Source organism: Kribbella sp. NPDC051587 (genome assembly GCF_044453945.1).
In the GTDB taxonomy this organism is placed as follows: Bacteria; Actinomycetota; Actinomycetes; order Propionibacteriales; family Kribbellaceae; genus Kribbella.
Genome location: NZ_JBITDE010000010.1, coordinates 161,982 through 177,115 on the forward strand (window position 1 = coordinate 161,982; position 15,134 = coordinate 177,115).

Annotated in this window: 13 protein-coding genes; 2 read left to right on the forward strand and 11 right to left on the reverse strand. The window is 68.0% G+C overall.

Features of this window, described 5'->3' with window-relative positions:
• Positions 1 to 49: 49 nt before the first annotated feature.
• Positions 50 to 769, forward strand: a complete 720-nt coding sequence (locus ACIA49_RS30255; RefSeq protein ID WP_396381032.1) for a hypothetical protein — start codon at positions 50 to 52, stop codon at positions 767 to 769.
• Here ACIA49_RS30255 and ACIA49_RS30260 read toward each other — a convergent pair.
• From ACIA49_RS30260 to ACIA49_RS30310, 11 genes are all read right to left on the reverse strand, one after another.
• Positions 766 to 1,587, reverse strand: a complete 822-nt coding sequence (locus tag ACIA49_RS30260; RefSeq protein WP_396381034.1) for a siderophore-interacting protein — start codon at positions 1,585 to 1,587, stop codon at positions 766 to 768. The genes ACIA49_RS30255 and ACIA49_RS30260 overlap by 4 nt on opposite strands.
• Before the next feature lie 73 nt (positions 1,588 to 1,660).
• Entirely contained in the window at positions 1,661 to 2,674 is a 1,014-nt protein-coding gene (locus tag ACIA49_RS30265) for a hypothetical protein (RefSeq protein ID WP_396381036.1), read from the reverse strand.
• 2 nt (positions 2,675 to 2,676) lie between these two features.
• Positions 2,677 to 3,714 (reverse strand): hypothetical protein, encoded by a 1,038-nt coding sequence (locus tag ACIA49_RS30270; protein WP_396381038.1) that lies wholly within the window; start codon positions 3,712 to 3,714, stop codon positions 2,677 to 2,679.
• Between the two features lie 49 nt (positions 3,715 to 3,763).
• Positions 3,764 to 4,801, reverse strand: a complete 1,038-nt coding sequence (locus ACIA49_RS30275) for a hypothetical protein (protein WP_396381040.1) — start codon at positions 4,799 to 4,801, stop codon at positions 3,764 to 3,766.
• A complete protein-coding gene (locus ACIA49_RS30280) occupies positions 4,801 to 5,583 on the reverse strand; it encodes a hypothetical protein (protein ID WP_396381041.1) in 783 nt (260 codons plus the stop codon). The genes ACIA49_RS30275 and ACIA49_RS30280 overlap by 1 nt, the downstream gene beginning before the upstream one ends.
• 43 nt (positions 5,584 to 5,626) lie before the next feature.
• The gene (locus ACIA49_RS30285; protein ID WP_396381042.1) at positions 5,627 to 6,676 is read right to left on the reverse strand and encodes a hypothetical protein; all 1,050 of its coding nucleotides are present in this window, start codon (positions 6,674 to 6,676) and stop codon (positions 5,627 to 5,629) included.
• Complete coding sequence (locus ACIA49_RS30290; RefSeq protein ID WP_396381043.1) at positions 6,676 to 7,737, reverse strand: hypothetical protein; 1,062 nt, start codon at positions 7,735 to 7,737, stop codon at positions 6,676 to 6,678. Before ACIA49_RS30290 ends, ACIA49_RS30285 begins: the two co-directional genes overlap by 1 nt.
• A gap of 1 nt (position 7,738) precedes the next feature.
• On the reverse strand, positions 7,739 to 8,791 hold the full coding sequence (locus ACIA49_RS30295; protein ID WP_396381044.1) for a hypothetical protein: 1,053 nt from the start codon (positions 8,789 to 8,791) through the stop codon (positions 7,739 to 7,741).
• Positions 8,792 to 8,882: 91 nt separating this feature from the next.
• A complete protein-coding gene (locus ACIA49_RS30300; protein ID WP_396381046.1) occupies positions 8,883 to 9,932 on the reverse strand; it encodes a hypothetical protein in 1,050 nt (349 codons plus the stop codon).
• Between the two features lie 30 nt (positions 9,933 to 9,962).
• The gene (locus ACIA49_RS30305; RefSeq protein WP_396381048.1) at positions 9,963 to 11,009 is read right to left on the reverse strand and encodes a hypothetical protein; all 1,047 of its coding nucleotides are present in this window, start codon (positions 11,007 to 11,009) and stop codon (positions 9,963 to 9,965) included.
• On the reverse strand, positions 11,009 to 12,052 hold the full coding sequence (locus ACIA49_RS30310; protein ID WP_396381050.1) for a hypothetical protein: 1,044 nt from the start codon (positions 12,050 to 12,052) through the stop codon (positions 11,009 to 11,011). Before ACIA49_RS30310 ends, ACIA49_RS30305 begins: the two co-directional genes overlap by 1 nt.
• A 196-nt stretch (positions 12,053 to 12,248) precedes the next feature.
• Here ACIA49_RS30310 and ACIA49_RS30315 point away from each other — a divergent pair, with 196 nt between their 5' ends.
• Positions 12,249 to 14,723 (forward strand): hypothetical protein, encoded by a 2,475-nt coding sequence (locus ACIA49_RS30315; protein ID WP_396381051.1) that lies wholly within the window; start codon positions 12,249 to 12,251, stop codon positions 14,721 to 14,723.
• Positions 14,724 to 15,134: the final 411 nt, after the last annotated feature.

Genomic DNA, 15,134 nt, shown 5'->3' on the forward strand with positions numbered 1-15,134 from the left:
GCGGCGAGAGTTGGTGGGTGATGGCGGTCCGCCTGAGTAGGCTCACTCCGTGACTGAGGTGGAGCGCCGGCATCGGCGCGTGCAGCGGCTGGTGGCACTCGTGTACGTCGGGATTCCCGTCGCACTGCTGGCGATCGTGGCCTGGGTGAGTTCGCGCGGGCCGGCGGCGGCCTGGATCGGGTGTGTGCTGCCGCTCGCGATGCTCGGGCTGGGGCTGTACCTGCTGCCGAAGCATCGGTATCAGCCGCGGTGGTGGGCCGGGATCGGTGGGTTGTTCGGTGCGGCAGCCGGGCTGATCGCGACACTCTTCCCGCTGGTGCTCGGGGCGTGGTGGCCGGCGGTTCTGTCCATCCCGGCGGCCATCTTCGGGCTGCTGGTCGGGCTGCTGCTCGCTCGGCGGGCGAACCTGGCATTGCTCATGCCGGTCGTCCCCGAGCTGGCGGAGTCGCCGTACGAGCTGGTGTTCCGGCTGCGCGGCGCGCCGCTCGCGACCGTGCTGCTCGGGTCGGACGTGATCGAGATCCGCGGTACGCCGGCCGCGCGGAAGGAAGAGCAGTCGCGGAGTTACCCGTTGAGCGCGATCACGGGGACGTTCGAGGTCGACCTCACCGGATCGGAGCGGCTCAAGTTCCCGATCGCGCTGACGGTCGTCGGGACGCGCGGACCGGCCGTGATCCTGCAGGCGTCGGGGGAGGACTGGGTGCTGCCGATGAACGAGGCGGCGGTCCTGATCGAGCTGCTGGACCGCCGCCGTACCGCAAAGGCCTAGTTGCCGGCGGCCGCGCGCTCCTTGGCGGCGGTCTCGGCCTTCTCGGCCTGCCAGCCGTCCTCGTTCTTGCCGACGCGCCAGTAGCCGGAGACCGAGACCCGGTCGCGGGACAGGCCGCGGTCGGTGAACAGGTGCTTGCGGATCCGGAGGACGAACCCGGCCTCGCCGTGCACGAACGCCTGGACGTCGCCCTCGATGGTCAGCGCCTCGACCGCGGCGACCAGGGCGTCACCACGCGCGGCGGTGCTCCCGGAGCGGTGGAACCAGGTCACGTCGACGTCGGCGAACTTCTGCTCCTCGGACTCGTCCTCCACCTCGACGAACACGGTCGCCTTCGCGCCCGCGGGCAGCTGCTCGATCGCGGCACCGATGGCCGGCAGCGCGCTCTCGTCACCGACGAGCAGGTGCCAGTCGGCCGTCTCGTCCGGCGCGTAGGCGCCACCCGGACCGTTGTACCAAACGACGTCACCCGGCTGAGCCGACGCGGCCCAGGGCCCGGCGATCCCTTCGTCACCGTGGTAGACGAAGTCGATGCTGAGCTCCTTGGCGGCCTCGTCGAAGTTGCGGACCGTGTAGGTCCGGCTCGTCGGCCACTGCTCGGACGGGAGCGTCTCGCGGACCACGCCCATGTCGAGCGGCTCGGGGTACTCGACGCCCGGCTTGCCGAACAGGAGCTTCACGTAGTGGTCGCTGGTGCCGTTGTCGACGAAGTCGTCGGCGGTCATCACGACTCTGATCATGTGGGGCGTGATCCGCTCGGTACGAGCGACCACGGCCCGCTTACACGTGCGGTTACGGCGGGGTGCGGGGGTGGCCACAGCCAGGTCCTCTCGAGCGAAAGTTAGGTCTACCTAACTCAGGCTAACCCACGCACCCCAATCACGGACAACCTCAGGTGCCCACGATGGAGAACGGCTTGCTGCTGGCGGCCGCGCCGTACCCACAGGCCGGCACCAGCGCCCGGTACGGGATCTTGCCCTTGTACGCCGGGGTCGCGATCAGCGTGAATCGACCGCTGGCCCGGACAGTCGCGGAGTTGACGTTGCGCCACTGCGTCGCGCCGTACAAGCGCTGCAACCAGACCGCGCACCCCGACGCGATCGTCGCCGACCCGTTGACGTTGACGAAGGTGCCCACCGGCGCGCTCGCCTTCGCCGGCGTCGCCGACACGCTCCGCGGCCGCTTCGGGAACACGTTCAGCGCATACCGGGAGGTGGGCGTGCCGGGGATGTTCAAGCAGCTGATCTCCTCGTTACCGTTGTACTTCACCACGAGCGCACCGTTGGTGTCGGTCAGCGCCGGCGTACCTCTCCAGCCGCAGGTCCACTCCGCCGTCCCGAGGCCGACCTTGAGCCGAGTGCCGTAGGGCTTACCGGTCTGCGAGTCGAGCACGCGCCAAGTGGTCGTGTAAGGCTTGCCCGCCGGCGCCACGGCCGGATTGGTCGTGCCCGTGATCCTCGGCTGGTGGCTGCCCTGCACCGTCAGCGTCCGCTCGACCGGCGGCGGCGTCGGGTCGGGGCTCGGGTTGTCCCGGTTGCCGGCGAAGTTGCCGGGCTGGAACCCCACGAGCGCGAAGGTTCCGTCGGCGTACGACGGCACGTTGACGTCACCCCGCCACATCCCCTCCGACACCCTGGCCAGATCCGCGAACAGGTAACTGGTCGCGTAGGCGTCACCACCGGTCCGCTGCAAGGTGGCCAGCAGCCCGAAGTCCTTCTCCGGGAAGCTACCGGTCACCGTGATCGTCACCGGCACCGTGTTCAGCCCGGCCACGGCGACACTCGTCTTGTTCATCGTGGCGCTGGTGATCTTCAGCTCCGGATCCGGTGCGGCGAACGCCGGGATCGGCGCGAGCACCGCCCCCAGCAACGACACCGAGGCCACCACCGGCAGCAGCTTCTTCATGGTCAAACTCCCGTGATGTAGAAGGTTTTACTCACGGCCGCGGCGTAGTGGGTGCCCTTGTCGCAGCTGGGCATCTGCACGCGGTAAGGGATTTTTCCCTGGTACGACGGTTGCGCGTTCAGCGTGTAGCGGCCGCTGGTCCGGACGCCGATCCGGCCCACGATGCGCCAGGCGGAGGCGCCGTACAGGCGTTCCAGGTTGATCGCGCAGTTGACCGCGTCCGCGACCGTGCCGTTGACCGGGACGATCTTGCCGACGCGCGCGCTGGTCCTCGACGGGGTCGCCGAGATCACGCGTGGCCGGGCCGGCCGGGCGCTGCGGGTGAAGATGGCGTTGGGGACGCCGGGAACCATCAGGCACTGGAAGTCACTGCCCGCCGGGTACTGCTTGACCAGGATCCCGTTCGTCCCGGTAGTCGCCGGGGCGCCATGGCCTTCGAAACAGGCGGTGGGGTCGGCCGAGGTCTGCACCTTGATCTTGGTGCCGTACGGCTTGCGGGTGGCGGTGTCGTAGATCGTCCACTTGATCGAGTACGGCTTGTTCTTCGCCACCACCGCCGGGCTGACGACGCCGATCAACTGCGGGACGTGCACGCCCTTGATGACCACGATGGGCCCGTTCTCGACCACTGTGGGTTCCAACTGCTTGTTGGCCAGGTGCCCGGCGTACGAGGTCGGATAGATCGCGTAGACCTTGAGCGAACCGTTGGCCACCGACGGCACGTTGGCGACACCACGCCAGATGCCGTGCCCGGGCGGACCGGAGACCTTCTTCAGGTCGAGCGAGTACAGGTCGTAGACGCGCTGACCGCCGGGTCGCGTGAAGTACGCGGTGAACACCTGGTTGTCGTTCGGATAGTCGGCCACCACGGACACGGTGACCGGCACCGTGTTCAGCGATCCCACTGTGACCGTCGACCGGTCCAGCGTCACGCTGTTGATCCTCAACTCCGGGTCCACCGCGGCCGACGCCGCCGGGGCAACCAGCACCCCGGCGATCGGCACCACCGCCAGGACGGCCGCAACTCGTCTAGTCCACATAGGCCACAGCCTGACACTTGGTGATCACTCTGTCACTCACTGTTTCTACTCAAACGCCGGTGATGTAAAAGGTCTTGCTCACGCCCGCGAGGACGTTGTTGCAGGCGGGGAGCTGGACGCGGTAGGGGATCTTGCCCTTGTACGCCGGTTGCGCGTTGACCGTGAAGCGCCAGCTGCTGCGGACCTTGGCGGTACCGACGGTGCGCCAGGCGGTGGCGCCGTACAGGCGTTGCAGGTTGACCGGGCAGTTGTACGCCGACTGGGCGGTGCCATTGACCGGGACGATGGTGCCGACCGGAGCGCTCGCCTTCGACGGGGTGGCCGTGACGATGCCGGGCCGGGTGGGGATCGCACCGTCGCTGAAGATCGGTGCCGGCTTGCCGGGGACCATGAAGCAGATGACGTAGTTGCCGGCCGGGTACTTCTTGGTGATCGAGCCGGCGGTGTCGGTCAAGGTCGTCGTGGTGAAGTCGCCCTCGACGCATCCGTTGTCCTCGCGCAGCATCACCTTGAGCTTCGTGCCGTAGGGCTTGCCGGTCTGCGAATCCGTCAGCGTCCACTTGATCGAGAACGGCGAGTTGTACGGCACCACCGCCGGACTGAAGGTCGTGCTGAGCTTCGGAATGTGGGTGCCGGTCACCGCGAGGCTCGGTCCGTTGACGTTGACCGGATAGTCCTCGCTGCACTGGGTGCATCCGAGGAGGAAGCCGCCCGCGATGACCCGGACCGCCTTGATGGTTCCGTTCACCGTCGACGGGACGTTGACCACACCCTGCCAGGTGCCGTCCTGGGGCGTGCCCTTGATCAACTCCAGCGGCATCGAGTACAGGTCGTCCTTCGGCCCGCTACCGGCGACCCGCTCGAACGCCACGTAGTAACTGTCGTACTCGCTCGGACCGGCCGTCCCCTTGAGGGTGATCGTCACCGGCACGGTGTTGAGGGACGAGACCGCGACACTCGGGCGGTCCAGCACCAGCGACTCGACCTGCAGATGCGGATCCGCCGCCTGGGCGGTGGTCGCCGTACCGAGGGTCAGGGCCATCAGTGGTGCGGCCAGCAGGGCGGCCAGGACTTTGGAGGTACGCATCAGTTGCCCTTACTCGTGAGGGTCTTGCCGGTCGCGCTCGGGACCGAGATCGCCGTCCGGCCGAAGGGGGCCGGAGTGCTGGGAAGGCCGAAGCAGTACAGACCTTGGTTCGACTTGTCGTTGATCGTCACGACGCCGTTGACGTCGGAGACCACGGGATCGAGGAAGCTGTCGGTGCACTGGCTGTCGCTGGCCACGAGGACCTTGAGCTTGGTGCCGTAGGGCTTGCCGGTCTGCGAGTCGATGACCTTCCACTTGATCGTCACCGGCTTGCCGACCGGTACGGCGGCCGGCGTAGCGGTACCGGTGACCTTCGGGATGTGCACCCCGGTCACCGCGAGCGCCGGGCCGTTGACAGTGGCCACGGCGTCGAAGCCGCACTGTGAGCAGCCGTACGGGTGACTGCCGCCGAGCACGCGGACGGCCTTCATCGTGCCGTTCACCGTCGACGGGACGTTCACGACGCCCTGCCAGGTGCCGTCGTTGATCGTGCCCTTGATCAGCTTGAGCGGCGTCGAGTACAGCTCCTTGTCGGGACCGGTGCCGGCCGACCGGTTGAACTCGACGTAGTAGGTGCTGTAGTCGCTCGAGGTTGTCGAGCCCTCCAGCGTGATCGTCACCGGCACGGTGTTGAGCGAGGAGACAGCGACACTGCCGCGGCTCAGCACCAGCGAGTCGACGTGCAGCTCCGGAACGGCCGCCTGCGCGGCAGTCGCCGTACCGAGAGTCATCAACATCAGCGGGGCTGCGAGGAGCGCCGCGGTCAGGCGTCGGTTCTTCATGGTTCAAGAATGAGGCCTGCCGCGGACTCCACTAGACCAGAACTCAGGTCCCGCGAATCGTGAAGGTCTTGCTCAGGCCGGCGCGGTAGTTGTAGCAGACCGGGAACGACACCCGGTACGGGATGTTGCCCTTGTACGCCGGTTGGGCGTAGAGCACGAACTTGCCGCTGGCTTGCCGGACCTTTCCCGTGCTGACGTTGCGCCAGGCGGTCGCGCCGTACAGGCGTTGGAGGTTGACCGGGCAACCGGCCGGCGCACCGGCCACTGTTCCGTTCACCAGTACGACGGCTCCTACCGGAGCGCTCGTCTTGGCCGGTACGGCGGAGACGATGCCGGGGCGGTCGGGGATGGTGTTCGCCCCGCCGATCGGGATCGGGTTGCCGGGGAGCAGCAGGCAGTTGCCGAAGTCGGCGAAGCTGGCCGGGTAGCTCTTGGTGACGTAGCCCTGGGCGTCGGTCAGGTAGACCGGGCCGCCGAAGCTCTCGACACAGCCGTTGTCGTTGGCCAGCCAGACCTTCAGCTTCGTGCCGTAGGGCATGCCCGTCTGGCCGTTGATCACCGACCAACGGATCGAGTACCCCTGGCCGAACGGCAGCGGATTCGGGATCACCCGGGAGGTGATCTTCGGCTGGTTCGTCCCGATCACCGTCAGCTTGGGTGGGTTCGGGACGGGCGTCGGCGTGGTCATGTCACCGCTGCCGGGGAAGAACGCCCCGGTCATCACGCCGGAGACCTCGAGCGTGCCGTTGGCCGTGGAGGGCACGTTGACGATGCCTTGCCAGGTGCCGCCCTGGGTGGTGCCGGTCTTGCGGATCAGCTCCATCGAGACCAGCGTCTTCGCCGCGCCGGTGGTCCGCTTGAGATAGGTGTGCAGCGTCAGGTCCTTGTCCTGCGGATCGGCCGAGTCGAAGCCACCGGTGACCGTGACCGTCACCGGGACCGTGTTGAGCGACGACACTGCGACGCTGGCCTTGTTCAGCTCGACCTTGGTGATCGTCAGCCTCGGGTCCGGGTCGGCCTGCGCGGCGGGGGCGTTGAGCGCCAGGGCCGCAAGCGGCGCCACCAGGAGCGCCGCGACCACTCGGGTGCGCATCAGAGGCCCTTGATCGTGAAGGTCTTGCTGACAACGGCCTTGTATTTGCCGCAGGTCGGGAACGACGCCCGGTACGGGATGTTCCCCTTGTACGCCGGTTGCGCGTTGACCGTGAATCGGCCGCTCTGCCGGACGTTCGCCGTACCGACGTTGCGCCAGGCCGTCGCGCCGTACAGCCGTTGCAGGTTGACCGGGCAACCGCCAGGTGCATTGGACACCGAGCCGTTCACCGGAACGATCGCGCCGACCGGAGCGCTCGTCTTCGACGGCGTGGCCGAGATGGCCATGGGGAGAAGGGGGCGGTTGACGAACAGCGACAGGAACGCGGCCGGGGACGGTTCGGCGGGGATCTGCAGGCAGTTCAGGTAGTTGGCGTCGGCCGAGGTGTACGCCTTGGTCACGTAGCCGTTCGTGTCGGTCAGGTAGCTCGGGCCGCCGAAGCTCTCGACACAGCCGTTGTCGTTGGCCAGCCAGACCTTCAGCCGGGTGCCGTAGGGCTTGCCGGTCGATCCATTGATGACCGACCAGCGGATCGAGTAGCCCTGGCCGTACGGAACCGGGTCCGGCAGGACGCGGGCGGTCAGCTTCGGGAGGTTGGTGCCGTTCACGGTCAGGACCGGACCGTCCGTGACCGGGGTCGGGTCGGTCATGTCACCGCTGCCGGGCGAGAACCGGCCGGTCATCACGCCGGTCAGCTGGAACTTGCCGTTCGCCGTCGAAGGTACGTTCACCACGCCGCGCCACTTGCCGTTCTGGACGGTTCCTTCGTACTTCGTCAGCGGCATCGTGAAGAGGTACTGCAACTGTCCTGTGCCGGCCGAGCGCTCCAAGATCGCCCAGAGCGTCGTACCGGGGTCGGCTTCGGGCCAGGTGTACTTCGCGTCGACCTCGACAGTCACCGGGACTGTGTTGAGCGACGACACCGCGACCGGCGTCGTCCTGATGATCCGCGTCTCCGTGACCGTCAGGTTCGGGTCCGGCGCGGCCTGCGCGGCGGGTGCGCTCAGGACCAGCGCCGCCAGTGGCGTCACCAGGAGCGCCGCGAGTAGTCGGGTACGCATCTCAGACTCCCTTGATGATGAAGGTCTTGCTGACGCCCGCCCGGAACTGGTAGCAGGCCGGGAAGGACACCCGGTACGGGATGTTCCCCTTGTACGCCGGTTGGGCGTTGACCGTGAAGCGGCCGCTGCCCTGATTGACTGTGCCGGTGCCGACGTTGCGCCACGCGGTCGCGCCGTACAGGCGTTGCAGGTAGACGGGGCAGTGCGACGGTGCGCCGGCCACGATGCCGTTGACCGGCACGATCGCGCCGACCGGTGCGCTGGACCTGGACGGCGTCGCGGAGACGATGCCGGGGCGACTGACGACGACACTCAGCCAGCCGTTGGGGGCCGGGTTGCCGGGGAGCAGCAGACAGTTTCCTTGCTGAGCGGCGGATGCCGGGTAGGCCTTGGTGACGTAGCCCTGGGTGTCGGTCAAGGCGTTCGATCCACCGAAGCTCTCCACACAGCCGCTGTCGCCTTCCAGCGCGACCTTCAGTCGCGAACCGTACGGCTTGCCGGTCTGACCGTTGATCACCGACCAGCGGATCGAGAAGCCGGTGTTGAACGGGACCGGGTCCGGGAGCACCCGGGCGGTGATCCTCGGCTGGTTGGTGCCGACCACCGTCAGCTCCGGCGGGTTCGGGACCGGGGTCTCGGTGATCATGCTGCCGCTGCCGGGCCAGTACGCCCCCTCCATCACGCCGGTGAGCTTGAACTTCCCGTTCGCCGTCGAGGGCACGTTCACGACGCCACGCCACTTGCCGTTCTGCGTGGTCCCGGCGTAGCGCGTGAGCGGAGTGGTGACGAGGTTCTTCAGCTGTCCTGTACCAGCGGAGCGCTCCAGGATCGCGAACAACGTCGTGTTCGGGTCCGCGTCGGGCCAGGTGTACTTCGCGTCGACCTCGACCGTCACCGGCACCGTGTTGAGTGACGACACCGCTACGGGTGTCGTCCTGATGATCCGGGCTGCCGTGACCGTCAAGTTCGGGTCCGGGTCCGCCTGCGCGGCGGGGGCGCTGAGTGCCAGGCCCGCCAGGGGCGCCGTGAGAAGCGCCGCAACCACTCGTGTCATCCGCATACTGCTCAGCGTGCTGCCGGACCACCCACTCCGCCTACAGCCGCGCCGAACTACTGCGCGATCGGGCGGAGCGGGTGGACCGGTATCAGACTCCGGTGATCGTGAAGCTCTTGCTCACACCTGTCAGGACCTGATGGCAGGCGGGGAACTGCACCCGGTACGTGCCCTTGCCCTTGGCGGTGATCTGCGCCGGCAGCGAGTAACGGCCGCTGACGCTCTGCTTGGTACTACGCAGTGTGCGCCACGCGGTCGCACCCGACAAACGCTGCAGGTTGACCGGGCAGTCGTAGGTGAACCCGAGGACGTTGCCCTTGACGACGACCGTCGTACCGACCTTGGCGCTGGTCTTCTCCGGGGTCGCAGCAACGACGCCGGGCCGGTTCGGGGCCAATTCGTAGCCGTCGATCGGGGCCTGCGTACCCGGGATCTCCAGGCAGTTCAGCTTGTCCCCGTCGGCCGGGGCGTACGACACGACGAGCGCACCGGACGTGTTGGTGTACACCGCCCCCGGCGCACCCTTGACCGCGAAGCAGTTCGGGCCCTTGGTCGCCAGCACCTTCAGGCGGGATCCGTACGGCTTGCCGGTCGCCGAGTCCGTGACCTTCCAGGCGATCGAGTACGCCTTACCGAACGGCACCGGGTTCGCACTGACCGTGCGGGTGATCTTCGGAACGTGCAGACCGGTGACGGCGACCTTCGGCTTGTCCGGGACGGTGGCGGTGTCGTACTTGGTCGGCCCGGTCGTCGGCTCGTACGGGCCGGCCACCACGCCGGTCGCGTAGAGGTTGCCGTCCGCGGTGGAGGGGACGTTCACGATGCCCTGCCAGGTGCCGTCGGTGACCTCACCGGAGATCAGCTTGAGCGGTTCGGAGATCACCCGCTGGGAGGGCAGGTCACCCTCGTAGCTGTCGAACTCGGCGTACATCGGCTGGTTCGGCTTGCCGAGCTTGTAGGTGGCCTTGACGGTGACCGTCACCGGCACCAGGTTCAGCCCGGCGACCGCGACCGAGGCCTTGTTGAACGTCACCGACTGGACCATCAGATCCAGTGGAGCGGCGGAGGCCGGAACAGCGCTGAGCGCCGTGCCCAGGAGGGACACGGCGCCCACGGCCGTGAGGATGTTACGAGTCTTCATGCCGCAATGATGAACGACCGACGGTTCAGCTCAGGTCCCGGTGATCCAGAACGTCGGGCTGTAGGCGGTCACGTAGTTGTAGCAAGTCGGGAACTGCACCCGGTAAGGGATCTTGCCCTTGTACGCCGGTTGCGCGTTCAGCACGTAGCGCTTGCGGGAGTCGGACTTCGCGGTGCCTACGGTCCGCCACTGAGTGGCGCCGTACAGTCGTTGCAGGTTGACCGAGCAGTACAGCGGAGCGACCTTGACGACGCCGTTCACCGGCACGATGGCGCCGACCTTGGCGCTCGTCTTCGACGGTACGGCGGTCACCACGCCGGGGTGGTTGAGACCGATCGACGAACCGCCGATCGGGGCCTGGCTGCCCGGGACCAGGATGCAGTGGATGGCATCGTCGGAGTAGGTCTTCGAGACGATGACCCCGGCGGTGTCGGTCAGGACCGTCCCCGCCCCACCGACCCGCTCCACACAGCCGTTGTCATCGGCAACAATGACGCGGAGCCTCGAGCCGTACGGCTTCTTGGTGTCCGAGTCGGTCACCTGCCACTTGATCGTGACGGGCTTGCCCTGGGTCGCGACGGTCGGCGTCACGGTCGCGGTGAACTTCGGCTGGTGCACCCCGTTCACCTGGATCGCTGGCCCGTCCACCGGCGTCGGCTCGTCGTTACTGCCCGAGGGCGGGTAGTAGACGCCGATGTGGAACCCAGTGATCTTCAGTGAGCCGTTGGCGGTCGAGGGGACGTTGACGTTCCCCTGCCAGACGGCGCTCGTCTCGTCGCCGGCGATCATCTTGAGTGAGTCCGAGACCACCCAGTCGATCCCCGCCGGGGCACTACCGGTGCGCTTCAGGTCGGCGTACAGCGGAGTGTCCTTGTGGGTCGGGTCACCGTTGGTGATCGATCCCTTGACCGTGATCTTCACCGGCACCGTGTTCAGACCGGCCACTGCAACACTCGGCCGGTCGATCGTCACCGCGTTGATCGTCATGTCGGGCGGCGCGGCCTGGGCCGGGGCCGCGGTCAGGACCGCGCCGGCCACCGGCACGGTCAGCAGCGTGGCCAACAACTGTCGCTTCATCAGACTCCTGTGATCGTGAAGGGTTTGCTGGATGCCGGGACGAAGCGGTGACACGCCGGCAGCAGGACGCGGTACGGGATCTTGCCCTTGTACGACGGTGTCGCGGTCAGCGTGTAACGTCCACTGTCACGGACGGTAGCCGAGTTGACGGTCCGCCACTGGGAGGCGCCGTACAGACGTTGCAGGCTGATCCCGCAACGAGCCGGCGGGCCGGTGACCGAACCGTTGACGGCGACGTTCGTGCCGACCTTCGCGGAGGTCTTCGCGGGAACCGCCGACACGCCGCTCTGCCGCGGCACGCGGGCATCCGAGATCGCGCTCGGGTAAGGATCGGTCTCGATCACGAAGCAGTTCAGCCAGTTGGCGTCCGAGGCCTGGTAGGACTTCGCGTAGTTGCCTGCGGCATCGGTCGTGATCGATTGGCCGCCACCCTCGGCGCACGGGGAGTCGACGCCGACCCAGGCGCTGACCCGGGTGCCGTAGGGCTTGCCGGTCGAGGAGTCGGTCACGCTCCACTTGATCGAGTACGGCTTCCCGACCGGGACCGTCTGCGGGGTGACCGTGTACCCGATCGTCGGCGCGTGGGTCCCGGTGACGGCCAGCACCGGACCGTCGTACGGCGTGCTGTCGATGCCCGTGTCGACGCCGTACGGGCTCGCTCCGACCGATGTGACGTGCCAGGTGCCGTTCGCGGACGAGACGATGTTGAGCGGTCCGGTCCAGGTGCCGTTCTTGAGCGTGCCGGCGGTGCGCGTCAGCTTGGTCGACGCAAGGTCGTCGATCTGGCCGGAACCGCCGGTTCGCTGGAGGTAGACATAGAGGGTCGTGTCTTCGTCACGAGGGTCGTCCGAGTCGTACCCCGCCTTGACGGTGACGTCGAGCTTCACAGTGTCCAGACCGGACACCGAAACCGCCGCCTTGCTGAGTCGCACGTCGCTGATGCTCAGCTTCGCGTCCGGCGCGGCCTGCGCCGGAGTTCCCCCGAGCACCGCGACGACCAACGGCGCTGCCAGCAGCGCCGCGAGGAATCGTCGAGTGTTCACCGAACCAGCATGAACGCTCCACGGACGGCGACTAGACCGGAAGTCGCAGAAGGCGGGAAGGTCTGCGCGATGGTGTCGGGGAGTAGACCGGTTCACGGGCTGGGAGGGCGGGCGACGGGTGCTGTTCGGGCGATCCGCGAGCAGTGTTCACCCGCTGGCCATGTGACGCCCCGGTGCGGTCCGCAGGCTGGGCGGCATGAGCCAGGTCTTCGGTACGCCGCGGCTTCCGGCGCACGCCGTTCCGCGGACGGACCGGCTCGGCCGGGCGATCACGCTCGACCCCGTGCTGCCCGCGCGGCGGGCGATCTTGTTCACCGGTCCGCCGGGGATGGGGAAGACGCGCGAGCTGGATCACGCGGCTGAGTTGGCGGTTCGGCAGGGGTGGACGACGATCCGCGTGGAGGCGTCGGCGCGGGAACCGCTGGAGCATCGGTTCACCCGGGCGATCAGCGCCGACCTCGGCAAGCTGCGGCGGGAGTTCGGTGGGTTCCGGGTGCGCCAGCTTCGCCGTACGGTGCGCGATCTGACGCAGCGGCAGCGGAAGGTGCAGCACGGCGCCGAGGTGCGGGTCGGCGGTGGGCCGGTGCAGTTCGTCACCAAGCGGCAGTGGGACGCGACGCCGCAGGGCAACCTCGGCTCCACGCTGAACGACGTGGCGGATCAGCTGGGCTCGCTCGGCGACAAGCCCGTGCTGCTGCTCGTCGACAACGTGGACCAGGCGTCGCCGTACGACCTGGCCGGGCTGAACGAACTGGCCGTTCATCTCGAACAGCGTGGTGGGCCGGTCTGGCTGGTGGCGGCCGGTGGCGCGATGGCGACCAGCCGGTTGATGGCCGCGTCGGAGCGGATGTCCGGGATCGCGACGACGGTGACCAATCAGTTCGACATCCGGGAGCTCGGGCCGATGTCCGACGCGGAGCTGCGGTCGGTACTGACGATCCCGCTGGATCGGCACAGGACGCCGTACGAGAGTGCCGGGATCGATGAGCTGGTGCGGGCCGCGAACGGCGACCCAAGCCGGCTGCGGACGTTGGCCGACGCGGCACTCGAACTCGCTCGCCCCGCGATCACCGGCGAGGTGGCGAAGGCTGCTTCGGCCCGGGTGCAGGCGCGGTCGGCGGTGCTTTATCAGGGGCGCTGGAACAAGAGTTCGCCGGCGGAGAAGGACTTGCTGGCGCGGGTCGCCGCTTCGAATGGGTTGTTGATGCCGCCTGAGCTTGCCAAGGCAGGTGCGGGCCGATGGCAACCAATCGACCAGGCACGGCACGAGCTGGTCGCGCGCGGCCTCCTGCGTGCGGACGGCGAACGTGTCACCTTCGCCGACGCCGGTCTGCAGGAGTGGGTCAACACATCGCTCGGCCAGATCCCTTCAGCTCCTGCCCTGCCGGCAACGCCCGCTCCGGCTGTTGCGGTCAAGACAATCGGTACGACGCGCCTTCCGGTGCATCAGGTGGATCGGAAGGACGGCGAGGGCCGACCGCTCTCCCTCGATCAGCGGACCCCTTCCAGTACGACGGTGCTGTTCACCGGCGCACCCGGGATGGGGACCAGCCACGAACTCGACCGCGCCGAGAAACTCGCCGTACAACAGGGTTGGACCTCGGTCCGGATCGAGGCGTCACCGCGCGAACCGCTCGAAAACCGGCTGATCCGGGCGATCTCTCAAGACCTCGACACGTTCCGGACCCAGTACGGCGCCGTGGCCGCGCGCGCGTTGTCGAAGGATCTCGACCGGATCGCCTCGCGGAGCCGGAATCCCCAGACAGGAAACGAGATTCGCGGGGGCATGCCGGGCGTCTTCCAGGTGGTCGTGAAGGAACAGCACGACGCGTCGGAGCGGGACGAGGTCGGCTGCACCCTCAACGAGCTCGCCGACCGGCTCGGCGAACTCGCCGCGGCCAAGGGTGAACCGATGCTCCTGATGGTCGACAACCTCGACGTCGCCTCCGACCGCGACCTGGTCGGACTGACCGAACTGTCCGCCCGGCTGGCGTCCAACCGGCAGCCGGTCTTCCTCGTGGCGGCCGGTGGTGAACTGACCACGACCCGGCTGCTCGCTGCCTCAGGTGGCGACGCCGGCGTTGAGACCGACGTAGTCGGCCGGTTCGACATCCGTCAGGTCCAGCCCTTCACCGACGCCGAACTCCGCCCAGCCCTGACAGAGCCGCTCCGGCAGGCCGCCGTACCGCACGAGCCCGAAGCCGTCGACCGCCTGGTCAAAGCCGCCAACGGCAACCCCAGCCGCCTCCGCGCCCTGGCCACCACAGCCCTGGACCTCGCCGACACCACCACCGGCCTCACCACCCCGGTCGTCAAAGCCGCCACCGCCCGCCTGAACGACGCCTCCCGCCCCCTCTACGAGGCCGCCTGGCACAACTGCACCCCCGCCGAAAAAGACCTCCTCGCCAAAGCCGCCCACCACCCCATCCAGTTGCCCACAGCAACCACCACGCGCTGGTCCCTCGAATCAGCCGCCACCCGCCCCCTCACCCAAGGCCTCCTCCGAGCCACCCCCACCCACCTCACGATCGCCGACCCAGGCCTCCAAACCTGGCTCCAAACCCGCTTCACCCACGCCGCCCTCACCCCACCCACCCCATCACCACCCCTAACGCCAAACGCCCACCGCACCCCCAAACCCCCCAACCGCGCCAACCACCCAACCCGCTGAACAAACCACCGCCCCCACTCACGCCACCTCCCCAACCGCAACCACAGCCCATCAACCACAAGCGAAGCGAACCCACGTCGCAACCTCGCCACCCCCCTCAGCCACCGCCCCCCGACCGCACCAACCCCCTGACCCGCTGAACGAACCACCGCGACCACTCGCGCACCCTCCCAAACCGCAACCACAACCCGTCAGCCACAAGCCAGGACGAACCCCGGTCGCAACCTCGCCACCCCCCTCAGCCACCGCGCCGCTAAACCCCTCCCAACCGCGCCAACGCCCAACCCACCTAACCCGCTGAGCAAACCACCGCCACCACTCGCGCACCCTCCCAAACCGCAACCACAACCCGTCAGCCACAAGCCAGGACGAACCCCGGTCGCAACCTCGCCACCCCCCTCAGCCACCGCC

What these genes read in the sequence shown, in the direction of transcription:
- ACIA49_RS30265 (WP_396381036.1), bottom strand. Translation starts at nt 2,674, where the DNA reads ATGAAGAAGCTGCTGCCGGTGGTGGCCTCGGTGTCGTTGCTGGGGGCG.
- ACIA49_RS30270 (WP_396381038.1), bottom strand. Translation starts at nt 3,714, where the DNA reads ATGTGGACTAGACGAGTTGCGGCCGTCCTGGCGGTGGTGCCGATCGCC.
- ACIA49_RS30275 (WP_396381040.1), bottom strand. Translation starts at nt 4,801, where the DNA reads ATGCGTACCTCCAAAGTCCTGGCCGCCCTGCTGGCCGCACCACTGATG.
- ACIA49_RS30280 (WP_396381041.1), bottom strand. Translation starts at nt 5,583, where the DNA reads ATGAAGAACCGACGCCTGACCGCGGCGCTCCTCGCAGCCCCGCTGATG.
- ACIA49_RS30285 (WP_396381042.1), bottom strand. Translation starts at nt 6,676, where the DNA reads ATGCGCACCCGAGTGGTCGCGGCGCTCCTGGTGGCGCCGCTTGCGGCC.
- ACIA49_RS30290 (WP_396381043.1), bottom strand. Translation starts at nt 7,737, where the DNA reads ATGCGTACCCGACTACTCGCGGCGCTCCTGGTGACGCCACTGGCGGCG.
- ACIA49_RS30295 (WP_396381044.1), bottom strand. Translation starts at nt 8,791, where the DNA reads ATGACACGAGTGGTTGCGGCGCTTCTCACGGCGCCCCTGGCGGGCCTG.
- ACIA49_RS30300 (WP_396381046.1), bottom strand. Translation starts at nt 9,932, where the DNA reads ATGAAGACTCGTAACATCCTCACGGCCGTGGGCGCCGTGTCCCTCCTG.
- ACIA49_RS30305 (WP_396381048.1), bottom strand. Translation starts at nt 11,009, where the DNA reads ATGAAGCGACAGTTGTTGGCCACGCTGCTGACCGTGCCGGTGGCCGGC.
- ACIA49_RS30315 (WP_396381051.1), top strand. Translation starts at nt 12,249, where the DNA reads ATGAGCCAGGTCTTCGGTACGCCGCGGCTTCCGGCGCACGCCGTTCCG.